At 67.9% G+C, this 23,473-nt stretch carries 22 protein-coding genes and 2 pseudogenes; 12 read left to right on the plus strand and 12 right to left on the minus strand.

Going from position 1 to position 23,473, the window contains the following annotated elements; translation table 11 throughout:
* Window positions 1-6 precede the first annotated feature (6 nt).
* The 3 genes and pseudogenes from ACQP1O_RS06310 to ACQP1O_RS06320 form a co-directional block, all read right to left on the minus strand.
* Window positions 7-1,068, minus strand: a pseudogene (locus tag ACQP1O_RS06310) (YeiH family protein); the annotation flags it as partial.
* A gap of 94 nt (window positions 1,069-1,162) precedes the next feature.
* Entirely contained in the window at window positions 1,163-1,318 is a 156-nt protein-coding gene (locus ACQP1O_RS06315; protein ID WP_433564926.1) for a hypothetical protein, read from the minus strand.
* Between the two features lie 116 nt (window positions 1,319-1,434).
* Window positions 1,435-2,493 (minus strand): AraC family transcriptional regulator, encoded by a 1,059-nt coding sequence (locus tag ACQP1O_RS06320; protein ID WP_433564927.1) that lies wholly within the window; start codon window positions 2,491-2,493, stop codon window positions 1,435-1,437.
* Window positions 2,494-2,603: 110 nt separating this feature from the next.
* Between ACQP1O_RS06320 and ACQP1O_RS06325 the strand changes: the two genes are divergently transcribed.
* Both ACQP1O_RS06325 and ACQP1O_RS06330 read left to right on the plus strand, forming a co-directional pair.
* Complete coding sequence (locus ACQP1O_RS06325) at window positions 2,604-4,082, plus strand: flavin-containing monooxygenase (protein ID WP_433564928.1); 1,479 nt, start codon at window positions 2,604-2,606, stop codon at window positions 4,080-4,082.
* A gap of 2 nt (window positions 4,083-4,084) precedes the next feature.
* Window positions 4,085-5,812 carry a GMC oxidoreductase gene (locus ACQP1O_RS06330; protein ID WP_433564929.1) on the plus strand — a complete coding sequence of 576 codons (1,728 nt, stop codon included), beginning with the start codon at window positions 4,085-4,087 and terminating at the stop codon, window positions 5,810-5,812.
* Window positions 5,813-6,017: 205 nt separating this feature from the next.
* Here ACQP1O_RS06330 and ACQP1O_RS06335 read toward each other — a convergent pair whose 3' ends face one another.
* Together ACQP1O_RS06335 and ACQP1O_RS06340 are read right to left on the minus strand one after the other, a co-directional pair.
* On the minus strand, window positions 6,018-6,995 hold the full coding sequence (locus ACQP1O_RS06335; RefSeq protein ID WP_433564930.1) for an NAD(P)H-dependent flavin oxidoreductase: 978 nt from the start codon (window positions 6,993-6,995) through the stop codon (window positions 6,018-6,020).
* A 57-nt stretch (window positions 6,996-7,052) separates the two neighbouring features.
* Window positions 7,053-8,303: an oxygenase MpaB family protein gene (locus ACQP1O_RS06340; protein WP_433564931.1), complete on the minus strand. Its 1,251-nt coding sequence runs from the start codon at window positions 8,301-8,303 to the stop codon at window positions 7,053-7,055.
* A 104-nt stretch (window positions 8,304-8,407) separates the two neighbouring features.
* Here ACQP1O_RS06340 and ACQP1O_RS06345 point away from each other — a divergent pair, with 104 nt between their 5' ends.
* Complete coding sequence (locus tag ACQP1O_RS06345; protein ID WP_433564932.1) at window positions 8,408-9,055, plus strand: TetR/AcrR family transcriptional regulator; 648 nt, start codon at window positions 8,408-8,410, stop codon at window positions 9,053-9,055.
* Here the strand turns inward: ACQP1O_RS06345 and ACQP1O_RS06350 are convergent.
* The gene (locus tag ACQP1O_RS06350; protein WP_433564933.1) at window positions 9,048-9,911 is read right to left on the minus strand and encodes an oxygenase MpaB family protein; all 864 of its coding nucleotides are present in this window, start codon (window positions 9,909-9,911) and stop codon (window positions 9,048-9,050) included. The two genes, ACQP1O_RS06345 and ACQP1O_RS06350, sit on opposite strands and share 8 nt — an antisense overlap.
* 132 nt (window positions 9,912-10,043) lie before the next feature.
* On the opposite strand from ACQP1O_RS06350, the gene ACQP1O_RS06355 reads away from it, so the two are divergent.
* Window positions 10,044-10,667 (plus strand): TetR/AcrR family transcriptional regulator, encoded by a 624-nt coding sequence (locus ACQP1O_RS06355; RefSeq protein WP_433564934.1) that lies wholly within the window; start codon window positions 10,044-10,046, stop codon window positions 10,665-10,667.
* 132 nt (window positions 10,668-10,799) lie between these two features.
* Here ACQP1O_RS06355 and ACQP1O_RS06360 read toward each other — a convergent pair whose 3' ends face one another.
* Genes ACQP1O_RS06360 through ACQP1O_RS06370 form a run of 3 tightly spaced genes read right to left on the minus strand, consistent with a single transcriptional unit; the run spans window position 10,800 to window position 12,945 of the window.
* Window positions 10,800-12,599, minus strand: coding sequence for an alkyl/aryl-sulfatase (locus ACQP1O_RS06360; RefSeq protein ID WP_433564935.1), 1,800 nt, complete (start codon window positions 12,597-12,599; stop codon window positions 10,800-10,802).
* 8 nt (window positions 12,600-12,607) lie between these two features.
* On the minus strand, window positions 12,608-12,742 hold the full coding sequence (locus ACQP1O_RS06365; protein ID WP_433564936.1) for a hypothetical protein: 135 nt from the start codon (window positions 12,740-12,742) through the stop codon (window positions 12,608-12,610).
* The gene (locus ACQP1O_RS06370) at window positions 12,739-12,945 is read right to left on the minus strand and encodes a hypothetical protein (RefSeq protein ID WP_433564937.1); all 207 of its coding nucleotides are present in this window, start codon (window positions 12,943-12,945) and stop codon (window positions 12,739-12,741) included. The genes ACQP1O_RS06365 and ACQP1O_RS06370 overlap by 4 nt, the downstream gene beginning before the upstream one ends.
* A gap of 302 nt (window positions 12,946-13,247) precedes the next feature.
* Between ACQP1O_RS06370 and ACQP1O_RS06375 the strand changes: the two genes are divergently transcribed.
* The gene (locus ACQP1O_RS06375; RefSeq protein ID WP_433564938.1) at window positions 13,248-13,790 is read left to right on the plus strand and encodes a TetR/AcrR family transcriptional regulator; all 543 of its coding nucleotides are present in this window, start codon (window positions 13,248-13,250) and stop codon (window positions 13,788-13,790) included.
* Here the strand turns inward: ACQP1O_RS06375 and ACQP1O_RS06380 are convergent.
* Complete coding sequence (locus ACQP1O_RS06380; RefSeq protein WP_433564939.1) at window positions 13,780-14,484, minus strand: TetR/AcrR family transcriptional regulator; 705 nt, start codon at window positions 14,482-14,484, stop codon at window positions 13,780-13,782. The two genes, ACQP1O_RS06375 and ACQP1O_RS06380, sit on opposite strands and share 11 nt — an antisense overlap.
* Before the next feature lie 115 nt (window positions 14,485-14,599).
* Between ACQP1O_RS06380 and ACQP1O_RS06385 the strand changes: the two genes are divergently transcribed.
* The 6 genes and pseudogenes from ACQP1O_RS06385 to ACQP1O_RS06410 all read left to right on the plus strand — a co-directional run bounded on the left by ACQP1O_RS06385 (window position 14,600) and on the right by ACQP1O_RS06410 (window position 19,537).
* The gene (locus tag ACQP1O_RS06385) at window positions 14,600-15,469 is read left to right on the plus strand and encodes a metal-dependent hydrolase (RefSeq protein ID WP_433564940.1); all 870 of its coding nucleotides are present in this window, start codon (window positions 14,600-14,602) and stop codon (window positions 15,467-15,469) included.
* 31 nt (window positions 15,470-15,500) lie between these two features.
* The gene (locus ACQP1O_RS06390) at window positions 15,501-16,382 is read left to right on the plus strand and encodes a metal-dependent hydrolase (protein WP_433564941.1); all 882 of its coding nucleotides are present in this window, start codon (window positions 15,501-15,503) and stop codon (window positions 16,380-16,382) included.
* 16 nt (window positions 16,383-16,398) lie between these two features.
* Window positions 16,399-16,737 (plus strand): annotated as a pseudogene (locus ACQP1O_RS06395) (NAD(P)-binding protein); the annotation flags it as partial.
* Between the two features lie 245 nt (window positions 16,738-16,982).
* Window positions 16,983-17,876 carry an SDR family NAD(P)-dependent oxidoreductase gene (locus tag ACQP1O_RS06400; RefSeq protein WP_433564942.1) on the plus strand — a complete coding sequence of 298 codons (894 nt, stop codon included), beginning with the start codon at window positions 16,983-16,985 and terminating at the stop codon, window positions 17,874-17,876.
* Complete coding sequence (locus tag ACQP1O_RS06405) at window positions 17,873-18,916, plus strand: 2Fe-2S iron-sulfur cluster-binding protein (protein ID WP_433564943.1); 1,044 nt, start codon at window positions 17,873-17,875, stop codon at window positions 18,914-18,916. Before ACQP1O_RS06400 ends, ACQP1O_RS06405 begins: the two co-directional genes overlap by 4 nt.
* 69 nt (window positions 18,917-18,985) lie before the next feature.
* Complete coding sequence (locus tag ACQP1O_RS06410; protein ID WP_433564944.1) at window positions 18,986-19,537, plus strand: GtrA family protein; 552 nt, start codon at window positions 18,986-18,988, stop codon at window positions 19,535-19,537.
* A gap of 29 nt (window positions 19,538-19,566) precedes the next feature.
* On the opposite strand, the gene ACQP1O_RS06415 is transcribed toward ACQP1O_RS06410, so the two are convergent.
* Together ACQP1O_RS06415 and ACQP1O_RS06420 are read right to left on the minus strand one after the other, a co-directional pair.
* A complete protein-coding gene (locus tag ACQP1O_RS06415) occupies window positions 19,567-20,769 on the minus strand; it encodes an amidohydrolase (RefSeq protein ID WP_433564945.1) in 1,203 nt (400 codons plus the stop codon).
* Window positions 20,766-22,004 carry an MFS transporter gene (locus tag ACQP1O_RS06420; protein WP_433564946.1) on the minus strand — a complete coding sequence of 413 codons (1,239 nt, stop codon included), beginning with the start codon at window positions 22,002-22,004 and terminating at the stop codon, window positions 20,766-20,768. Before ACQP1O_RS06420 ends, ACQP1O_RS06415 begins: the two co-directional genes overlap by 4 nt.
* Before the next feature lie 222 nt (window positions 22,005-22,226).
* On the opposite strand from ACQP1O_RS06420, the gene ACQP1O_RS06425 reads away from it, so the two are divergent.
* Window positions 22,227-23,447, plus strand: a complete 1,221-nt coding sequence (locus ACQP1O_RS06425; protein ID WP_433564947.1) for a serine hydrolase domain-containing protein — start codon at window positions 22,227-22,229, stop codon at window positions 23,445-23,447.
* The last annotated feature ends 26 nt before the right edge of the window (window positions 23,448-23,473 follow it).

Genomic DNA, 23,473 nt, shown 5'->3' on the forward strand with positions numbered 1-23,473 from the left:
TGAATCTCAGCCCGCGACACCCCAATGCAGGACGCGCGAGGTGAACAGCACCAGGCCGAGTGAGACCACCGCGACGGTCACCAGACCGACCACGGCGACCACCAGCGGCCGCCAGCCCGTGCGGGCCAGCTCGCGAATATTGGTATTGAGCCCGACGCCCGCGAAGGTGAGCAGGAACGCCCAGCGGGACACATTGGCCAGGTTGGTGACCTGCTGCTTGCTCAGCCAGTGGAAGGTCGCCACCGCCGACACGGCCAGGAAGCCCAGCACGAACTTCGGGAACTTGGACCACACGAACACCGCCTTCGCCCGCAGCCCGGGCGCGATGGCCGCGGCTTCGCCGCGCGCCGCCCAGTAGGCCGCGAAGCCCAGCACCACGAACCCGATCAGGGCATTGCGGGTGGACTTCACCAGCACCGCGACCTTGCCTGCCTCATCGGAGAACAGATAGCCGGTGGCCGTGGTCTCGGCGGTGTTGTCCACGGCCAGACCCGCCCACAGCCCGAACTCGTGATCGCTGAGCCCGATGGCGTGCCCCAGCGGTGGCAGGGCGAACAGCGCGACCGCGCCCAGCGCGAGGATGGCCGCGATGGCATAGCCGACATCGGAGTTACGGGCCCGGATCGCGCCCTTGCCCGCGATGATGGCCGACACTCCGCAGATGGCGGTGCCGATGGCCAGCAGTGATCCGAGCTTGCCGGACAGGCCCAGCCAGCGCGCCACCGCCAGGATGATCGCGCCCGACACGGTCATGTCGACCAGGATCTGGATGAAACTGGTACCGCCCAGCTTCGCCACGTCGCCGAGCACGAAGCGAGAGCCGAGCGCCACGATGCCGATCTTGAGCCAGAATTCGTAGGTGCCGACACCGGGCCGGAAGATCGGGTGCAGGCCAACGGTATTGGTGATGAGCAGGCCGATCAGGATGGCCCACAGCACGTATTCGATATCGGGGACGGTCCAGTGCTGATGCTTGGCGGCGGCGTTCCACCAGATCTGCGCGTACTTGCCGAGTACGCCGACCGCGATGAGCAGCAGGATGCCGGGGACGTAGCCGAGCAGGCGGGCAACGGTCAGCGGACCCGAGGGTTCGTCGAAGTCGGTTGCTCCGGAGCCGGTTTCGGCGTTCTTCCCGAAATTCACGGCGGTGTCACTCACGGCGTCACCACGGAATCTTCGGCAGCGCGTCGAACACGGCGAGCACGGTCACCACGCCCGACACGATCACCGACCACCAGTCGGCACCCAGACGCCCGAGGGCGTCCGGCAACGACGGCCGGGCGGCGGATGTCTCCGGCGCGGCATTGGGACTGTTCACCAGGGGCCTCCAGGTCGAAAAAGCGCAGTACAGCAGGTCTGCACTATGGGGTGCCCGGAGGATTTCGGACAGCGTTGGAATCGGCCTGATTCCAGCTCGGCCGCGCGGTTTTCCCCTCAGTCGCGGCGGTGCGCGCGCCGATGGGCGGCCGGTGTGGTGCCGGTCCAGCGTTTGAACGCGTGGATGAACGGGGTGGCCTCGGCGTACCCGAGCCGAATGGCGATGTCGTCCACCGACAGTGGCGTCGCGGTCAGCATCTCCTCGGCCAGGGTGCGGCGCACCTCGTCGAGCAGTGCGCGGTAGGAGGTGCCGGCCGCCTCGAGATGGCGGCGCAGTGTGCGGGCGCTGACATTCAGGTCGTGAGCGACCCCGTCCAGGGTGGGCGGGGCGGCGAAACCCGTTGCGCCGGAACCGGGGAGCAGCCGGTCGCGGACCTCGGCGGCGATGCCGGTGCGGGCGCTGCGGCGGTGCAGCAGGTCGCGGCACTGGGCCACGCACAGGGCCCAGGTGGGCTGGTTGGCCTGGGGGAGCGGCCGGGCCAGCAGGTCGGGGTCGATGCCGAAAACGGTATGCGTGCAGTCGAATCGCGGTCGCACGCCGAACAGCGATTCCAATCGCTGCCCGGCATCGGTTCCCGGATAGCCGAATTCGGCGCGGGTGTAGTCGACGCGGGCGCCCAGCAGATCGCTCATCACCCGGTGCATGGCGACGATGTCCCGCTCGACCAGGAAGCGCTGCACGTCGGCGGGCACGGTGTCGTGGTGGATCCAGGTCACCACCTCGTGCGCGTGCGACTCCACGATCGGTGTGCAGAAGGCGAATCCGAGCCGGTAGTAGCGCAGCGCCAGCGAAATCGCCTCGCGCAGTGTGGGACTGGTGACACAGGCATAGCCGAAGATGCCGAAGGTGCTGATCCGGTAGCGCAGGCCCACCTCGACGCCGAGGGCGGGGATGTCGCCGAGCTCGCGGACCAGGGTGCGCACCACGGCCAGTTCGGTCTCGGCGGGGATCTGCGTCTCGGCGTCGGTGAGCTGTCGTTCGGTGAGGCCGGTGTCCGCCAGCATCCGTGCTGCCGGGACGCCGTGCTCGCCGGCGAATTCGGTCATGACCGCGACGCTGGCCGTGCCGCGCGGGAAGTTCCAGGTCCGGACCTCCGGCTCCTCGACCGTACTCATGGACCGATTATGGCCGAAAGTGTTGATTTTGTGGCCGTCGCTCTTTCGTGACGGGATATGCGCAGGTCGTAGCGTCGGACTCGAGCACATCGAGGTGAGGAGAGGGACGCATGACCACCAGCCCGTCGATCGTCATCATCGGCACCGGCTTCGGCGGCCTCGGCATGGCACTCGAGCTGACGCGCGCCGGGATCGACGACTTCGTCATCCTCGAGCGCGGCGGCGATGTCGGCGGGGTGTGGCGCGAGAACACCTATCCGGGCGCGGAGTGCGATGTGCCCTCCCCGCTGTACTCGTACTCGTTCGAGCCGAATCCGTCCTGGTCCAAGCGGTGCGCGCCGCAGGCGGAGATCCAGCGGTACCTGCGCGGGCTGGCCGAGAAGTACGGGCTGCTCGGCCGGATCCGCTTCGGATCCGATGTCACAGCGGCCGAATTCGACGATGCGACCGGCACGTGGACGGTGTGGCTGGCCGACGGCGACGAGCTGCGCGCCGGCATCGTGGTCTCGGCGGTCGGCCAGCTCTCCCGCCCGGCGGTGCCGGACCTGCCCGGCATCGAGACCTTCACCGGCGCCGCCTTCCACTCGGCGGAGTGGGATCACGACGTGGACCTGCGCGGCAAGCGGGTGGCCGTGATCGGAACCGGTGCCAGCGCAGTCCAATTCGTGCCCGCCATCCAGCCCGAGGTGGCGGCGCTCACGGTGTTCCAGCGCTCGGCCACCTGGATCCTGCCCAAACCCGACACCGATTACGGCCCGGTCCGGCAGGCCCTGTTCGACCGGATGCCGCCGGTCCTGCTCGCGGAGCGGCTGGCCTGGTGGGCGCTGTGCGAGACGGTCTCGCTGAGCATCGTCGACATTCCGGCCATTCGCCCGATCGTCAGCCGGATCAGTTCCCGGCATCTGGAGCGGCAGGTGCCGGATCCGGTGCTGCGGGCCAAGCTGACGCCCGACGCTCCGCCCGGGTGCAAGCGCGGGCTGTTCTCCAACGACTACTTCCCGGCGCTCACCCGGCCCAATGTGCATGTGGAGACCGGCGGCATCGCCGAGATCACCCCGACCGGAGTGCGCACCGCCGACGGCACGCTGCACGAGGCGGATGTGATCATCTACGGCACCGGGTTCAAGGGCACCGAATTCCTGTGGCCGATGAGCGTCACCGGCCGCAGGGGCCGCAAACTGCACGACGAATGGGCCGGTGGAGCCCGGGCTTTCAAGGGGATCACCGTCCCCGGATTCCCGAATCTGTTCCTGCTGTACGGGCCCAACACCAATCTGGGCGCGGGTTCGATCGTGCACATCATCGAGTCGCAGACCCGCTACATCCGCCAGGCCGTCGAACTGCTGAACCGCCGCCCCGGCGAGGTGCTGGAGGTTCTTCCCGAGGTCGAGGCCGCCTACGACGCGGATATCCAAGGGCGGCTGGATCGTTCGGTGTGGAACTTCTGCACCAGCTGGTACCGCAATGCCGCCGGGCGCATCACCAACAACTGGCCGGGCACCGTCACCGGATACCGCCGCGCGACCCGCCGCCTGCACCCCGCCGACTTCCGGCTCACCCCGGTCGCCGACACAGAATCCCAGGAGTAGCAATGCGATTCGACTACGACGTCCTCGTCATCGGTTCCGGTTTCGGCGGCAGCGTGAGCGCCCTGCGGCTGACCGAGAAGGGCTACCGCGTCGGCGTGCTGGAGGCGGGCCGCCGCTTCGAGGACCACGAGTTCGCGAAGACCTCGTGGCGGCTGCGGCAGTACCTGTGGGCCCCGGCCCTGGGCTGCTTCGGAATTCAGCGGCTGGCGCTGCTGAACGACACGTTCGTGATGGCGGGTGCGGGTGTCGGCGGCGGCTCGCTGGTCTATGCCAACACCCTCTACGAGCCGCCGGACAAGTTCTACGCGGACCGGCAGTGGGGTCACATCACGGACTGGAAGGACGAGCTCGCCCCGCACTACGACCAGGCCAAGCGCATGCTGGGCGTGACTGCCAATCCGGCGACGACCCCGGCGGATCGCGTGCTGCGAGATGTGGCCGAGGGTATGGGAATCGGCGACACCTACCAGCCCACCCCGGTCGGCGTCTTCTTCGGCGGGCCCGGCCGCCGCCCCGGCGAGGACGTGCCGGACCCGTTCTTCGGCGGCGCAGGGCCGGACCGGCGCACCTGCACCCACTGCGGTGAATGCATGACGGGCTGCCGGCACAATGCCAAGAACACGCTGGTCAAGAACTACCTGTACCTGGCCGAAAAGGCCGGTGCCGCAGTGCATCCGCTCACCACGGTCACCGATGTGCGACCGCTGAGCGGCGGCGGCTACGCGGTGGAGACCGTCGTAACCGGGCGCGTGGTCCGGAAGCATCGTCGCGAATTCACCGCCGAGCACGTGATCTTCGCCGCCGCCTCGCTCGGAACCCAGCGGCTGCTGCACCGGCTGCGGGACAGGGGCTCGCTCACCGGAATCTCCGACCGGCTCGGCTATCTGTCACGCACCAATTCCGAGGAATTGCTCGGCGTGCGCAGCCGTGACGAGCACGCGGATTACACCAGGGGCGTGGCGATCACGTCCTCGATCCACCCCGACCACGACACCCATGTGGAGCCGGTCCGCTATGGCAAGGGCAGCAATGCCTTCGGCGTGATGAGCACCCTCATGGTCGACGACGAGGGCGACACCCCACGCTGGCGGCTCTGGTTGCGAGCGGCCCGCCGTCGGCCTCGCGACGCGGTCCGGGTGCACAATTCGCGACACTGGTCCGAGCGCACCATCGGTCTGCTGGTCATGCAGTCGGCGGACAACTCCATCACCACCTACACCAAGCGTGGGCTGTTCGGCCGTCGCATGACCACCAAACAGGGTGAGGGCCAGCCCAATCCGACCTGGGTCCCCGCCGGGCACGAGGTCGCCCGCCGGGTGGCGGACGCCATCGACGGCATTCCCATCGGCGCCAGCTCCAGCATTCTGAAGATCCCCATGACCGGACATTTCCTGGGCGGCTGCGCCATCGGGGACTCGCCGGCCACGGGCGTCGTCGACGCCTACCACCGGCTCTACGGTCACCCGGGCCTGCACGTCATGGACGGCTCCACCATCTCGGCCAACCTCGGCGTCAACCCGTCGCTCACCATCACCGCTCAGGCCGAACGCGCACTGTCGCTGTGGCCCAACAAGGGTGAGCCGGACCCCCGCCCGGAGGTCGGCGCGGCCTACCGCCGTATACCCCCGATTCCGCCACGTAACCCGGTTGTCCCGCTCACCGCCCCGGCCGCCCTGCGGCTCCCGCTGGTCGGCTTCAACGAAGGTGTGAAGACACACGCGGACAACTGATCCCCCGACTCCGGATCGCGAGAGGGTCCGGAAGCCCCGCGGGGCGGCGGCCGCCGAGTCGCCCCGCGGTCCCGGCTTTCGCCATGTTGCCTTCGGTCGATGCCGCGCCTCGAGGCTCGGCCTTGTCGGGAAAGTCGTTGAGCTGCAACGGGAAAAGGGCGGGCGCGGGTGCGCCCGCCCTTTCGCGGCGGCGGAGCGGGTGCGGTCAGAGCGCCAGCAGGCGGGCCTTGGCCTCGTCGTATTCGCGGATGAGGCGTTCGACCAGGTCGGCCGCCGGGCGCACGGCGTCGACCGTGCCGATGCCCTGGCCCGAGCCCCAGATGTCCTTCCAGGGCTTGGCTCCGGGCGTGGTGGAGTCGGATTCGCCGGTACCGAAATCCATGGCGGACGGGTCGGACTTGCCCAGGTTGTCGGGGTCCATGCCGGCGGCGGTGATACTGCCGCGCAGGTAGTTGCCGTGGACGCCGGTGAACAGGTTGGAGTAGACGATGTCGCCCGCGCCGGAGTCGACGATCATCTGCTTGTAGCCGGGCACCGCATTGGCCTCGTCGGTGGCGATGAAGGCCGAGCCGATGTAGGCCAGGTCCGCGCCCGCGGCCTGCGCGGCCAGGATGGACCGGCCGTGTGCGATGGACCCCGACAGCAGCAGCGGGCCGTCGAACCAGGACCGGATCTCCTGGGTCAGCGCGAAGGGGGACTGGGGTCCGGCGTGCCCGCCCGCGCCCGCCGCCACCGCGATGAGGCCGTCCGCGCCGCGCTCGACGGCCTTGTGCGCGAACACATTGTTGATGATGTCGTGCAGCACGATGCCGCCGTAGGAGTGCACGGCCTCGTTGACATCGGGCCGCGCGCCCAGCGAAGTGATGACGATCGGCACCCGGTGCTCGACGACCGTGGCCAGGTCCTCCTCCAGCCTGTCATTGCTCTTGTGCACGATCAGGTTCACCGCGTACGGCGCCGACGGTTGCTCCGGATTGTCGGCGTCGTGCTTGGCGAGCTCCTCGTTGATCCGCACCAGCCACTCCTTGAAGAGCGACTGCGGCCGCGCGTTCAGCGACGGGAACGAACCCACGATGCCCGCCTTGGACTGGGCGATCACCAGCTCGGGCCCGGACACGATGAACATGGGAGAGGCGACCGCGGGCAGGCGCAGGCGCTCGGACAGGATGGGCGGCAGGCTCATTGACCAGATTCCTTCATCAAGGGGTTACCCGGCATAGGTTACTCGTCGGTAAGAAGTTCAGGCCGCGCGGGTTTCGGCCAGCCGATCGTGGCGGGCGTAGGTGCGGTCCGGATTGTTCACGAGGGCGGCCCGCCGCATCATGCGCTGGGTGGCGCGGCGGCCCAGCCGCTCGCTCAGCCGGGTCGCGCCCGGAATGATCCGGCGCGGCACCTCGAGCACGCCGTTGACGGCAGCCGTGGCCAGCACCGCCGCCAGGAAGACGCGGCTGCAAGGCATCTCCAGGAAGTCGGAGTTGGTCTTGCCCAGCAGGATTCGGCTGTAGGAGACCGAGTACATGGTGAAGGCCCAGCGGAGCGCGCGGGAACGCAGGCCGGGCCCGTCGAACCCGTAGACCGGGCCGAGTGCGGACACCAATGCCTTGGACAGCCGCCGGGAGTCCTCGTCGGGCAGGAATTCGTAGTCGGCCTGCAGCCACAGCAGCCGCCAGGTGTCGGTCTCGTCGGCGGGCAGGATCTCGGGATCGAGCCCGATCACGTGGCCGACATACCGCCACAGGTGATAGACGGCCGCCTTCTCCTTCTTCGAGAACCGAAGCCCGACGGCATTGCACCCGGCAATCGTGGCCAGCGAGAACAACATCAGCGTGCCCGCGGTCAGGGACTGGTTGAGCGGCTGATCCCACTGCTCGTAATCCCAGTCCGGCCGCCGGTTCATGCCCGCCCGCACCTGGGCGTGCATGATGCGCACCCGCACGGTGTTCTTGAATCCCGGCGCGAAGCGCTCCAGTCCGCCCGGCGCGGTCACGTCGATCCACCAGGTCGCGGTTTCGACGACCCGGCGGGGCGCCATGGTCTCGGCCGACAGTCCGCCGGTGCCGACCAGTACCTTGCCCGCCCGGGAGGCGAGGTAGCCGCCATTGAGCGAGAACATGGACAGGGCCAGGTTGGTCGCCCACGGCCCGACCCGGCCGCTGACCCGCGCGGCCCGGTCCATCTTGTCCTGGTCGAGCCAGAACGGCACCGAATCGAGGTGCGCGAAAAAGGCTTTCAGCTCGGCGGGTGCCTCCGGCACCGCGTCGATGCCGCGTTCCAGGGCTGTCTCGAACATGGCTCGGCCCTGCCCGGTGGGCAGCCGCCGGAACATCTCGACCACGGCATCGGCCAGTGGGTCGCCCATCTTGGTGAACCTGCGGTAAGCGGCTTGCTGCTCGGGGGTCGGGCGGATGTCTCCGGGGGCGAGGATCTTGACCCCGATATTGAACGGGAACTCCCGGAAGATCACCGGATCGGGCAACTCGGAACGCGTCATTGCGTGCCTCCTGGGTGCGTTCACATTCTGGTGAAGGACGTCACCAGAACTTTGGTGATAGTCTTCACCAAACTCTGCGGCATGGCAACAGACAGGGCGGAACCGTGGACATACCCCGTGGCCGATATGCCGGTCTCAGCGCTGATGAGCGCCGGAACCAACGGCGCGAGCGGCTGCGCGAAGTCGCGCTGGAGGTGATCGCCGAGGAGGGCATCGGCGGGTTGAAGGTGCGCGCACTCTGCGCCCGCGCCGGGCTCAACGATCGCTACTTCTACGAGACCTACAGCCACACCGACCGGCTGCTGTACGAACTGGTCGACGAGCAGCTGGCCGAGGTCGTCGCCACGGTCATGGGCGTCATCGCGTCCGAGCCGGCCGACACCCGGGTCCGGCTGCGGGCCGTGATCGAGGCCGGTGTCACCGCCATCGCCGATCATCCCGCCCGCCGACGGCTGGCCATCGACATGCAGACCACCGACGAATTGCGTCGCCGCCGAACCGAACTCGTCGATGTGGTCGCCCAGGTCATGCTCGATCAGGGGCGCGAACTGCTCGGCGACGCCGCCGTCACCGGGGTGCAGGCCGAGCTCGCCGCCCGCACGGTCGCGCACGGCGGCCTCGAGATCCTGATCGAATGGCTGCGCGATGAGCTGGACATCGACCGCACCCAGCTCATCGACTTCCTGGTGGCCATGATCCTCACCGCGTCCGAGATCACGACCACCGTGCAACGCGAAATGGCTGCTAACTGAGACCCTTTTCGGCGGCGCGGATCTTGCGGTAGACGCGCCGGTCGTAGCGCAGCGGCCGGGGGATCAGGGGCCAGGTCGTCCGGACCGCGCCGGCAAAGACCCGGAAACCTAACTGGTCCAGGCGATTCCAGTCGATACCGAGGATCTCGCGGCCGCGCTCGGGCATCAGGGCGGCCAGTAGCCAGACGTTGAACTCCATGAACGGCCGCCGGATGACCGTCCATGCCCACTCCGGAATCCCGGGCACGGGCGGAATCGGGGTGGCCGCGGCTCGCAGTGCGAAGTCGGTGGTCTCATTGGCCTCCAGCTCCTCGGCGAGCATGTGCGCCCAATACGTCTGGAACTCTTCATAAGTCCCGAACACCGGCTGCATGGACAGTCCGTAGCGCTCCCACCAGGTGACGCCCTCTGCCCACAGCTGCTGCTTCCGGGTGTCGGTCAGGGGTGTGCCGAAGTGCTCGTTCATGGCCATGACGGCCTCGACGAAGGTGACGTGCGTCCACCAGAAGATGTCCGGATTCAGGGCGTGATACCGCTGTCCGTGGTGATCGACACCCTTGATGTCACGGTGATAGTCGCGCACGCGCACGGCCGCGGCGGATTCGGGCGGGTCGTAGACCGAGTCCTCGATTCGCGGCACCGAGCGCAGCAGCCGATCCCACGGATCGTCGAAGAAGTTCGAATGCTGTTGCAGCGCTGCGGTAACGGCGGGGTGCATGTTCTGCAGGGTGCCCGATCGCCCGAAGAACAGTTTGAGGCGATGATCGCCGAAGTACTCCCACAGTAGTGAGCCGGGACCCAGGGGTGCGCCCTTCGGCAGGGTCGTCGGCTGGTCGATCTCTGCTGCGCTGCTCATGGCACGGCCTCCACGTCATTGGGAACTCCTACCGAAGAGTGCAACATATTGTCTCTCTTTGTCGCAATATCATGCGACAAAATTTGTCGCACTGTCGCACACTGGCTAGACTTCGGTGAGGAGGTGCGCCCGGTGGAATCACCCTTGTCGCTACAGGCCCTGCTCACGGCCGTCGAACCCGACGATGCCGTCGACACGCGCATCAAAGAGGCCGCCCTGGAACAGTTCTCAATGGTCGGCATCCGTCGGACGAGCGCCGACGACATCGCCAAGCGGGCCGGGGTGAACCGGGCCACGCTGTACCGTCGGATGGGTGGCCGCGAGGAGATCACCCGGGCCGCGCTCTCGCACGAGGTGCGCCGGACGCTCGCCGAGATCGAGGACGGCATCGGGGATATCGCCGACCCGCTGGAACGTCACACCCGCGGCTTCATCATGACCGTCACGACGCTGCGCGATCATCCGCTGCTGCGCCGGCTCTTCGCGGTGGACCGCGACGAGGTGCTGGGCTGGCTCACCCTGGAGGCCGGCGAGATCCTGCGCATCGCCACCGCGTTCGTGACCGTGCAGGTGAACACCGGTCGCGCCCAGCTCGGGCTGGAGGCGAACGAGCAGGCGGAGTTCTACGCCACCACGGTCGTGCGGTTGATCCACTCCCTGGTGCTGACGCCGGACGCGCCGCCACTGCTGGAATCCGAAGCGCAGCTGCGTGATTACGCGGTCCGGTATCTCCAGCCCTTGATGACCGCACCCTGACGCTCTGTCACACCGCTGCCAATCGTTTTCGCCGTCGCACGACCTCATCCTCGATGGCTGAATTCGGCGGTGGCCGAGTCGGATCCGGACCGCCTCGGCGGGTGTCGAGGCGGTCCGGCGGTCTCCCGAGCGTCAGGGCACGACGACAGTGAAATTGGGATCGGCCTTGTCGAGCAGGCCGGTGAGCCGCTTCCACACCCCGGTATCGCCCTTGGTCTGCAGGCCGTCGAACGAACCGGCCGCCATCAGCTGCAGCAGGCCGAGCTTGGTCAGGGTGATGTCGAGATCGGCATCCCGCTTGCGGGTGGCCGGATGGTGGATGAGCGCGCCATGGCTCAGCTCCATCCGGTACTCCTCGCTGCTGTCGGTGAAATGCCAAGCGATGCTGAACTTCTCGTCCCACGCCTTGGATCCGACGATGTTCAGCGACAGCGTGTCGAACAGCTGGGTGATGCTCATGGCGAGGGCTACCGCCTGGCTGGCGGCGATCGCCGTGGGGACGACGCCCTGGCGGAGTTCCTGTGCGCCGGTGAGGAAACAATTGCGCCAGGTCGCGTTCTCGGAACCGAGGCCGAGCTGTTCGAACACCGCCGCCAGGGTCTCCTTGGCCTCGGTATGGGACGGGTCGGCGAAGACCGCGTGGCTGCCGAGTTCGGCCGCGAAGCGCAGATCGCCCTGGTCCACGAACTCCTTCACCTTGGCGACGATCGCGTCCACACCACCGAGCAGCCGCACGTAGCGGGTGGCCTGCTCCTGCGGCGGGTGCATCCACAGGTGCGCCGGATTGGCGTCGTACCAGCCGAGATAGCGCTGGTAGACCGCCTTCACGTCATGGCTGATGGAGCCGTAGTACCCGCGGTTGTTCCACTGTGCGGCCAGGTCCGGGGCCAGCGGGAAGTTCTCGGCGATCTCGGTTCCGATCTCGCCCTGGTTCATTCGCCGCACGGTCTGGTCGTGCAGGTAGGCGTAGGTGTCGCGCTGCTGGATCAGGAACTCCACGATGTTGTCCCGGCCCCAGGTCGGCCAGTGGTGCGAGGCGAACACGACATCGGTACGGTCGATGAACATCTCGATCGCCTCGGCGATGTACCGCGACCACATGCGGGCATCGCGGACTTGCGCGCCGCGCAGGGTCAGAATGTTGTGCAGGGTGTGGCAGGCGTTCTCGGCCATGCACAGCGCATTGCGGTCGGGCAGCAGGAAGTTCATCTCGGCCGGCGCCTCGGTGCCGGGCGTCATCTGGAAGATGATCCGCACCCCGTCGACCACTTCCTCCTGGCCGGTGGCGGTGATGTCGAGTGTCGGTGCGAGCAGCCCGAATTCACCTGCCGAGGCGATCGGGCCCAGGCCCATGCCGACCAGCCCCTTCGGGTCGCGCGCCAGATTCGCGCCGGAGTAGTACATGCCGCGGCGCAGCATGGCCGTGCCGGCGTACACGTTCTCCGAGATGGCGTGTTCCATGAAGTGCTCGGGCGCGATGATCGGGACCGTGGTGTCCTGATCGACCACACCCAGGACGCCGCCGAAGTGATCGGCGTGCGGGTGGGTGTAGATCACCGCGGTGACCGCACGGTCACCGCGGTTCGCGCGGTACAGCGCCAGCGCCGCGGCGGCGGTCTCCGCGCTGACCAGCGGGTCGATCACGATGACGCCGTTGTCCGACTCGATCAGCGTCATGTTCGAAATATCCAGGCCGCGAACCTGATACACGCCCTCGCATACCTCGTAGAGGCCGTGCATCGCGGTGAGCTGGGACTGCCGCCACAGGCTCGGCGGGACGGTGGCCGCGCCGTCGGCCTTCAGGAAGTCGAAGGAGTCCGCGTCGTAGACCACGCCGCCGTTCTTGCCGGGAATCACGGCGGGGGAGAGCCGCGCGATGAAACCGCGCTCGGCATTGTCGAAATCGGTGCGGTCAACGGGTGCTGCTGTCATGTGCCACCTCACTGTTGTGTTTTCCGACTGTCGATCCAGGTGGTTCCGCGGTCGACGGCCGCGGCGACCGGCCCGAAGATTTCGGGCTCGGTTTCGACGATGCCGTCGACGCCGAACTCGTCGGTGAGCCCGATGTGCTTCATGACCTGCGCCGGCTCGGGCTGCACGCCCGCCGGCACGAGCGCCGCGTTCCGGGCCCCGGACACGTCGGGCCGCGCTGCCCGGCGATGGAGGCGTAGGCCATGCCCTCGGGGATGCTGAACAGACCGGTGGCCATACCGGAGGTGATGTCCTCGGCCGTGGGTTTGCCGAGCTTGCGCTTTGGCCGCGCCACTCTCTTGTCCACGCGTTGTCCCCTCGCCGACCGTCTGCCACCGCAATCCTCGAGCCAGTACGGACATCTACAGAGCCCGTACCCGGACTCTGTCCACGCGACGTCTTCGGCCAGCCTCACACAGAACGGGTGAACTTCTAGCAATTTGAGATAGGTCTGTTGCAGGGGTTATCCAAGGTGAATTTGGTGCATTTGCGAAAATTCAGCTATCTGGCGGATATCCAGCGGCCCACCCGCGATGGCCGCATTGACCCTGGACGAATCCGGACTCACATCTCAGGATGAGACCTGATCTTCATCGATGAGGAGTGGGCATGGTGACCGAGCAGCGCGTGGACTGGCTGGCGGGTGGCGTGCGGCGGTCGGTCGCCGCGGACCGGATCGTCGGAGTCGCGTCGGAGCTGTTCCAGGCGCGCGGGTTCGATCATGTGGGGATGGACGAGGTGGCGAGCGCGGTCGGCTGCTCGCGGGCCACACTGTATCGGCACTATCCCGGCAAGGCCGCGCTGTTCGACGCGGTGATGGCCAAATCGGCTATCGCGGTGGCGGAGCGGGTGGCCGCGGCGGTGCGGCGCTACGAGGGCTCGCGGCGGATCGTGGAGGCGATCCTGGCGTCGGTGGCGGCGGTGCGCTCGGATCCGGTGCTGGCCAAGGGATTCGCGGGCACCCGGGCGGGCGGCAGTGACGGGGCCTTCGCGAGCTCGCCGGAGCTGGGGCGGATCGCCACCCTGCTCACCGGGATCGCGCCGGATGACGAAGCGGCGCAATGGATTGTGCGCATGGTGCTGTCGCTGCTGACCTGGCCGCTGGCCGATGCCGCCAGCGAGCGGCGGATGGTGGAGCGCTTCATTCGCTGAGCTGGGGAAGCGGCAGCAGCGGCGCGTCCGGATCGAGGGTGAGACCGCGGGCGGCGGCGGTGGCCGCGAGCGCGCCCCAGGCGAAGGCGGTCAGCTCCTCGGCGAGTTCCTTTGCGGTGATGGCCGGTTCGTTGAGCCAGCGCAGCACGCCCAGGCCGATCGCGCCGAGCATGGCATCCACCGCGAACTGAGTGTGGTCGCCGTTCGCGCCGCGCAGGCGCAGTACGCCGGAGAAGAAATCCGCGACTGTATCGGACAGTGGGCGGCCGTCCTCGATCAGGCGGGTCGCGCCGAAGGCCGCGACCACATGTGAGCTGACAATGAAGCGAAACAGGTTGGGGCGCTCCGCTACCAGGTCGATGTAGGCGGTCAGGGCGGTGCGCAGACCGTCACGGACCGGTCCGGCGGGGTTCAGGTGCGGGGTGACCCGCTCGACGATGAGCTGCTGGACGCTCCCGCTCACCGCGGCGAGCAGTTCCACCTTGTCGCCGAAGAATCGATACAGCTTGGGGCGGGTTATGCCAGCGGTTTTCACCACATCGTCGATGGACAGATCGGGGCCGTGGGCGTCGATGGCGCGGATGGTGGCCGCGATGAGTTCGGCCCGGACCGAGGTGCGGTGCGAGTGCCAGCGGTCGTAGCGCGCATCGCCCTTCCTCTCGCCCGGGCGGTCGTGACGCGGGTGGGAGGCCATGCGGCAGATTGTAATTCGATCCGTTACGGTCCACCCCTTGTGTGCTGTCTGGGACAATTCTACACTAGGCATCACATCGAACACGCAGTACTAGGTACTTCGTGTTACATCAAGGATGGTCCAGATGGCGAATGCCCTTCCGGCGCAGGCCTATCCCAAGGCCCGCCGCATCAGGTTCCGATTCGATCAGCGCACAGCCGGCGACAAGTACTTCGTCGAAAACGACATGGTCTACAGCCATTTCGTGGCCGGCATGTCCGGCGGCTTCCCGGCGGGGGAGGAGTCCTTCATCCGTTCGGTGCGCCGGGTGGCCGACCGGGTCACCGATCCGATGCTCAAGAAGCGGGTGACCGGTTTCGTCGGGCAGGAGGCCATGCACGGCCAGGAGCACCGCAAACTCAATGAAAAGCTGGTCGCGCTGGGCTATCCCATCGCCTGGCTGGACTCCGAGCGGGCCAAGGAGCGCATGCTCTGGATCGAGGAGCGGGTGTCGCCCGAGGTGCACCTGGCCATGACCGCGGCGGCCGAGCACTACACCGCCGTGCTGGCGCAGCGGGTGCTGTCCAGCGACGAGATCCAGGCCATTCCCGGTGATCCGGAAGTGTGGAGTCTGCTGAATTGGCATGCGCTGGAAGAACTCGAGCACAAGTCGGTGGCCTTCGACGTGTTCCGAGCGGTCGGCGGGACCGAGCGCACTCGCATCGGGGTCATGCTCGCCATGTACTCGCTGACCTTGCCGCTGACCTATGTGAGCTTGGCCCTGGCCGTCGGGCGTGATCCGGCCGCGCGGCGCCGGCCGGTCCGGGTCGCGCGCGAGGCATACCGGCTGTTCACCGGACCGGTCTTCCGCGGGCTCATGCCGGAGCTGGGCAAGTACCTGCGGCCAGGCTTCCATCCCGACGACATCGACACCGCGGCGCTGCTGTCCCGTTGGCAGCAGGAGCTTTTCGGGAGCGACGGTCAGCTCGTCGACCACTTGAAGTAGACACGACTCCATTGCCAGAAAGGACCGGCCAATGTCGATCGGTCGGCAGGACAGCACGTCCCTCATGCCCTATCCGAAGGTGCGGCGCATGCGATTCCGGTTCGGTGAACCCGAACCGATGGCGCATCAGTTCGTCCGGGATGACATTCCGTTGACGCATTTGATCGCCGTGCTCTCGGGGGCCTTTCCGCCGGGCGAGGAATCGTTCATCCGCTCGGTGCGCAAGTTCTCCGGCGAGGTCACCGATCCCGTGCTCAAGAAGCGGGTGGCCGGATTCATCGGCCAGGAGGCGGTGCACGGGCAGCAGCATCGGCGGTTGAACGAGCAGCTCATCGAGAACGGCTTCCCCATCGTCCGTCTCTTCACCTTCGCGCCCGGCGCTCTGCGGGAGCGCGGCGTCATCGCGATCGAGAACTCGGTGCCGCCCCAGGTGCACCTGGCGTTCACGGCGGCGGCCGAGCACTACACGGCCACCCTCGCCAAACGAATTCTGAGCAGCCAGGAGATCCAGGACATTCCTGGAGACCCGGAGGTGTGGCATCTGCTGAACTGGCACGCATTCGAGGAACTCGAGCACAAGTCCGTGGCCTTCGACGTCTTCCGGGCCACCGGCGGGACGGAAGTCGCCCGGATCGGGGTGATGGCGGGGTTGTATGTGGCGACCATTCCGCTGGTCTCGCTCGGCGTGTTCGCCTCGATCCTCAGTGATCCGCGCAGCTGGCGGCCGTGGAAGGTGGCGCGGCAGACGATCCGGCTGGCCCGGGGGCCCATCGTCAAGGACCTGTTGAAGGAGATGCGGCCCTATATGCGGCCGGGTTTCCATCCCGACGACATCGATACCAGCGGGTTGCTCGCGCAGTGGCAGCGGGAGCTGTTCGGCGCGGACGGCGAACTGTCCGACCGCATCGGCTGAGCCGGAGGAGACCGACATGGCAACACGGCGTGGTGGCACGGGTGCGCCGGCCACGGTCCGGCCCGATCACGAGGTCATCGTGGTCGGGGCCGGGTTCGGCGGCATCGGCAGCGGTATCGCCCTGCAGCGCAGAGGCATCCACGATTTCGCCATCGTGGACAAGTGGGACCGCGTGGGCGGCACCTGGCATGCCAATACCTATCCCGGGGTCGCGGTCGACATTCCGTCGTTCATCTACAGCTTCTCCTACGAGCAGCGTGGTGACTGGTCGCGAATCTTCGCGCCGGGCACCGAATTGCGTGACTACGCCGAGAGCATGGTCGACAAGTACGGGCTGCGGGACAAGGTGGAGATTCGGCAGGAGGTGCACGACGAGTACTTCCAGCGGTGCCTGCGGCGGCAGGAGAAGAACTTCCTGTTCACCCCGGTCTGTGCGGGCTCCAACACCTACTACATCGACAATCACGGCGATTCGCCGTTCCGTCCGTCCACACACGGCGAGATGTATTGGCAGAAACGCCATTTCGATCTCGACGTGTACCGCTACACGGTGGGCGCTCCGGCGGCGTCGGAGGCGGTCGTGCTCTCCGAGGAGGTCTCGTGAAACTCAACAGTGTCGATCCGAAGCTGGTGGTCGTCACCGGCGCGGGCAGTGGGATCGGGCGGGCCACGGCGCTGCGGTTCGCGCGCATGGGATCCCGGGTGATCGTGTCCGACATCGACAAGGACGCGGCGCTGTCGACGGTGGCCGTCATCCAGTCGCAGGGGCAGCGGGCGGTCGCCATGCAGCTCGACGTCACCGACCCGCACGCGTGGGCCGCCTTCGCCCGGGACGTGCACGCCGATCACGGGGTGCCGGATGTGCTGGTCAACAATGCCGGAATCCTGGTCAGCGGAGCGTTTCTGGACCTCGAGCCAGAGGATTGGGAGCACCAGCTCAGCGTGAACCTGCTCGGTGTCGTGTTCGGCTGCCGGGCCTTCGGGCGGCTCATGATCGACGAGGGCAAGCGCGGGCACATCGTGAACATCGCCTCGGCGGCCGCGTTCACGCCGACGCCGGTCATGTCGGCGTACTCGGTGTCCAAGGCCGGAGTGAAGATGCTCACCGAGTGCCTGCGGCTGGAGCTCGCGCCCAAAGGCGTCGGGGTGAGCGCGATCTGCCCCGGCGTGATCAATACCGATATCGCCCGGCACGCGATCGCGGTGGGCGTCGATCCGCGGCTGCTGGAGCGCGGGCAGCAGCTCACCGCGCGGATTCAGGAACTGGCCGAGCGGCTCCCCTTCTCGCCGCTGAGCCCGGATCTGGTGGCGCGGGCCGTGGTGCGCGCCCTTCGTTACGACCTGGCGGTGGTTCCGGTGCGCGCCGAGGCGTGGCTGGGCTACTTCATGCTGCGTATTGCGCCGGGCATCAATCGCCGTATGACGCAACCGCTTTCGATGGAGCGCATCCAGTCCCTGGGGGAGCTGGCGTTCGGCAGGGGAGGGCCCCGTTGAACGCACGCGCCCACCGGCTGAAGGTGCGCGAAGTCATCAGCGAGACCGCCGACGCGGTCTCGCTGATCTTCGATATCCCCACCGACCTGACCCGCCGCTTCGCCTACGCACCGGGGCAATACCTCACCCTGCGCGTTCCCAGCGAGCACACCGGCTCGGTAGCCCGCTGCTACTCCCTGTCCAGCAGCCCGCACTGCGACGAGCGGCCCACCGTGACGGTCAAACGCACGCCGGGCGGTTATGGCTCGAACTGGCTGTGCGACAGCGTCTCCGGGGGCGACATCCTCACCGTTCTCGAACCGGCGGGCAATTTCGTGCCACGCGTGTGGGACCGCGATCTGCTGCTCTGCGCGGCGGGCAGCGGCATCACGCCCGTGATCTCCATCCTCAAATCGGCGCTCGCCATCGGGCGCGGCAATATCGCGCTGTTCTACGCCAACCGGGACCGGGAATCGATCATCTTCGCGAACCGGCTGCAGCAGCTGGCCCGTGGTTACCCGCGCCGCCTGACAGTGACCCACTGGCTCGAATCCGAGCGGGGGCTGCCGTCCGCGCGTGTCTTCGCATTATGGGCGCGTCCCTACCGGCGTCATGACGTCTACGTGTGCGGCCCGGCGGGTTTCGCGTCCTCGGTGGAGCAGGGCCTCGGTCAGCTCCGCATTCCCGGCGGGGCCGTCCACAAGGAGAACTACCGCTCGCTCACCGACAACCCGTTCGAAGTCAAGCAGGCCATGGCGACCGTCCGGGGCACCGCCGCCGCGGATGTCGCAACGGTCCGGGTCGACATCGACGGCGAAACCCACACCCTGCCGTGGCCGAGATCCGAGAAACTCCTGGATGTCCTGCTGAACCACGGCATCGACGCCCCCTACGTGTGCCGCGAATCAGCCTGCGCCACCTGCGTCTGCACCGTCAAACAGGGCCGCACCCGCATGCTCATGAACGAATCCCTGATCGAAGACGAACTGGCGCGGGGCCTGACGCTCGCCTGCCAGACCCTGCCCGAATCGGACGACCTCCACATCGCCTTCGACCAGTGAGTGCCCGACGCAAGCCGCGCGTCAGGTCGACGTCAGGTCGATGTCAGTCGCGCTGGCGACAGTGATCACATGAACACCACCGCCGATCTCGGACTGCGCTACCTGCGCGGCGATCACGTCTTCGCCCAGCTGATCCGCTTCGCCCTGGTCGGCGGCGCCAGCAATATCACCTACCTCCTACTGTTCCTGACCCTGAACAGCGCCGGCCCCCTGATCGCCAATATCGCCGGCTCGATCCTCAGCACCGTGATCGCCAACGAACTCCACCGCCACCTCACCTTCCGTGCCGCCGGCCGCGTCACCTGGCTCACCGCCCAATGGGAAGGCGGCGGGCTGGCCGTGATCGGCCTCCTGATCAGCACGGCCGCCCTCGCCGCCCTCGACTCCTGCGCGCCCGGCCTGAGCCCGCTCACCCGCGCGGCTGCCGTCATCGCCCTCACCGCGGCCATCGGCGGCCTCCGCTTCCTGGCCCTGCGCGGCTTCGTCTTCGGATCGCCGTCCCCCGAATCCCCCACGGAGCTCGAAGTGCAGCATTCCACGGAATCCGGAGACGCCCTTCGGTATTCGCGGCCCCGCGGCGACGTACGGCCGACCTTTCTGATGGGTCCGATAATGGCCTGAACCTGCAGAACCCTCCCTGTCGCCGGCTTTCAGGCGCGGGTGAGTTCGGCTCGGGTGGCGGTGAGCATGGTGGTGATGGCGGCGGGGAGGGCTTGGGCGGGGTCGGGGGCGAAGCGGGGGGAGTGGTTGGAGGGGAAGCGGGGTGGGAGGGCGCCCTCGGTGAGCATGTAGGCCTGGTCCTCCTCGGTGAAGCGGGCGGGGTCTATGCCGCCGATGTGCCAGAAGACGGAGGGGGCGTGGGCCGCGGTGCCGAAGGCGCCGAAGTCCTCGCTGCCGGTGATGGGGTGGTCCATGGGCATGACGGGGAGGCCGGCGGCGGTGAGGGTGGCCAGGACCCGTTCGGTGTCGCCAGGGGTGTTCTCGGTGACCGGGAAGTGGTCGTAGAACTCGACTTTCGGCTCCTGGGGTGCGCCGGCGGCGGCCGCCTCGGCTTCGGCCATGCGCTGGATGCCCTCGACCATGTGGTTGCGCGAACTGTCGGTGAAGGTGCGCAGGCTGAGCAGGACCTCGGAGGTGTCCGCGATGATGTTGGGGCGGGTGCCCGCGTGCAGGGCGCCGGCGGTGAGGACCGGGCCGGCGGCGGTGGCGGTCTGGCGGGCGGTGAGCGATTGCAGCCGCACCACCAGGGAGGCCGCCATGAGCAGCGGGTCGATGGCCGTATGCGGCTGAGAAGCGTGACCGCCCTTGCCCAGGAAGGTGACCCGGACCGAGTCGGAGGCGGCCATCAGGGTGCCGGGCCTGCTCAGGATGATGCCCGCGGGCAGCGGGCTCACATGCTGGCCGAGCACGATGCGCGGATGCGGAAAGCGTTCCAGCAGACCGTCATTGATCATGCCCTGCGCGCCCGCGCCGGTCTCCTCGGCGGGCTGGAACAGCGCCACCACCGTGCCGGGCAATGGATTCGCCGACAGTTCCGCGCAGGTGCCGAGCAGTGCCGTGACGTGCACGTCGTGGCCGCAGGCGTGCATGACCCCGGGGATCGTGGAGGCGTAGTCGAGCCCGGTCTCCTCCTGCACCGGCAGCGCGTCCATATCCGCGCGCAGCCACACCACCGGCCCGGGACCACTCTGCAGCACGCCGACAACACCGGTGCCACCAACGTTCTCGGTCACCTCCCAGCCGGGCAGGGCGCGCAGCTCATCGGCCACCAGCCGGGCGGTGGCATGCTCCTGGCCCGACAGCTCCGGGTGGGCGTGCATATGGCGGTAGACCTGCTGCCAGTGCTCGGTCATGTGAGACTCTCCTTCGTCGGGACGGTCGCCGCGGCGCGGCGGGCCAGCGTCGCCCGGAACGCGTCGGCAGTTTGCGGGACGACGGCCGCCGCCAGCAGCGCCAGCAGCGGTCCGAGGGACATGGCTTCGAAAGCCGTTGTGTACGAGACGTGATCGGTGATGACACCGAAGGTGAGCGGGCTCGCCACACCCGCCAGCTGCCCGCCGAAGATGATCACGCCGGTGGCCGCGCCGATATAGGCGCTCGGCAGCGATCGCAGCGGCACCGAGAACGCGGGCATGTAGGCCATACCGGCGACCAGGCTCATCAGGGTGCCCAGCAGCACGAACAGCGGGAAGGACTCGGCGCGCGGCAGGGCGAAGAGCATGGCGGCGGTGAAGGCCATGGCAGGCACCACGATCACCCGCGGCCGCCCGCCGATCCGATCGGAGAGCCGGGCGCCCAGCACCACCCCGGCCGCCGCGGCCAGCGTGGTCGGCACGGCGGCGATGGCGATGCCGCCCATGGAGATTCCGCGCTGCTCGTGCAGGAAGGTCGGCGTCCACGCGGTGACGCCCCACACCAGTACGTCATAGCCGAAGAAGATGACCCCGAAGCCGATCAGCGCGGGTGAGAACAGCACGGCGAGGCGTTCGGCCCTCGTGCCGGCGTTCACGACCGGAATCTCGTCCTGCACCAGCGGTTCCGGCATCCACCGCCGCCACACCAGGATGACCGCCACCCCCAGCACCGAGATGACCCCGAACATCACCCGCCACCCGACCGTGGGCAGCATGACCCCCGCGATCACCGCCGCCAGCAGCAGGCCGGCCGCGTTCGAGGAGTTCGTCCAGCCCGCCGCGGTCGTCCGCTGCTCGGGCAGACTGCGTTCCGCCAGCGCCTTGATGGCCGCCGCGGGAAAAATACCCTGCACCAAGCCGAACAGGAACCGGATGGCCAGCAGGACCGCGAAAGACCAGGCGACCGCTGTCAATCCGGTGAAGATGGACCAGGCCGTGAGACCCACGATGCCGACCTTCAGGGCCCCGAACCGATCCGCCAGCAAACCTCCGGGAACCTGGATGAGCGCGTACGCGATGAAGAACACCGACACCAGCAGACCCTGTTGTGTGTGGTCGAGACCCAGGTCGTCGCCGATCGAGGGCAGCGCGAAATTGATCACGGTCCGATCGATGTAATCGACCACCCACGCCGCGAACAGCAGCATGATGGTTATCCGGGTGGTGCGTGGCATCCAGGCCCCTTCGAAAGCGGGAGTAGTGGCTGGGTGCCACGTTCGTGCCGATGCCCGAGCATACGACGCAATTGCTGGGAGCCGCCATGTGAGGCGGTGACACCCTGATCGCGCGATTGGTGAACGCTCTGCAATTGACTGGAAGGGGGTTCGAGACGCGTGAGTCATGCCCGCACCCGTGGTGTGCGGCGTGGCGCTGGGCGTGTCGTAGTCTCGCGTTCGATGAGCGACATGACTATTCACGGGTATGTGGCCGACGGGTACGGGCGGGTTGCGGACGCCTTCCGGCGCAACTTCCAGCACGGGGAGATCGGCGCGGCCGTGGCGGTGTTCGATGGCGACACGCCCGTGGTGGACCTCTGGGGCGGCCGGCGGGATGCGGTCCGGCGGCTGCCGTGGGAGCGGGACACCATCGCCCCGGTGTTCTCGTCGACCAAAGGTGTTGCGGCGCTGTCGCTTGCCATGCTGGTGTCGCGCGGGCAGCTGGACTACGACGAGCCGGTGGCGCGGTACTGGCCCGAATTCGCGGCGCGTGGCAAGGCCGAGGTCACCGTCCGGCAGCTGATCGATCATCAGGTGGGCCTCCACATTCTGCGCGATACCCGGATGACCCTGGCCGACCTGTTCGATCTGGATCACGTCGCCGGTGTGCTGGCGGCACAGCGGCCGGGGTGGACGCCGGGTACGCGCCAGGGCTATCACCCGGTCAGCATCGGGCTGTACATCAATGAGCTGGTGCGCCGCGCCGATCCGGCCGGGCGCAGCATCCGGCAGTTCATCGCCGAGGAGATCTCCGGTCCGCTGGGCGTCGATTTCACGATCGGCCTGGGTGCGGATCTCGGGGGTGAGCGAATCGCCCGGCTGGTCCGCACCTCCGGGCTGGACCTGCGCCACGAGCGGAATCTGCCCTGGAATCAGGCGGTTCCGGCGCTGCTGCGCCGGGGCCCGCTCTTCCGGGCGCTGACGGTGCCGGACCTGGGCATGCCCGAGGACTTCGTGCGACCCGAGATCATGTCGGTGGAGCTGCCGGGCAGCAACGGCGTCGGCTCGGCGCGCGGCCTGGCGCGGATCTATGCGGCCGGGCTGACCGGTGAGCTGCCGATCGCGGGCGATGTGCGCGCGCGCATCGCCGGCCCGGGACCGGTGCCCGCACCCGATGCCGTGCTGAAGACCACGACTCGATTCCACCTCGGTTTCCGGAAGTCGTGCCCGACCTACCCGTTCGGTTCGCCCGGCCACCGCGCCTACGGCACACCCGGTATGGGCGGTTCGCTCGGGTTCGCCGATCCCGAAAGCGGGCTCTCCTTCGCCTACGTTCCCAACCGCCTCGGGCTCACTCTGAACGGCGACCGGCGTTGCCTCCGCCTGGCCCACGCGGCCTTCGGGAAGGCGACACGCCGATCGGGTACTCGCACTGAACCCCGGCAGGCCGCCGATCGTTGACTGGATAGACCGGCCCTACGCCGGTA

The organism is Nocardia sp. CA-151230, assembly GCF_050942175.1.
In the GTDB taxonomy this organism is placed as follows: domain Bacteria; phylum Actinomycetota; class Actinomycetes; order Mycobacteriales; family Mycobacteriaceae; genus Nocardia.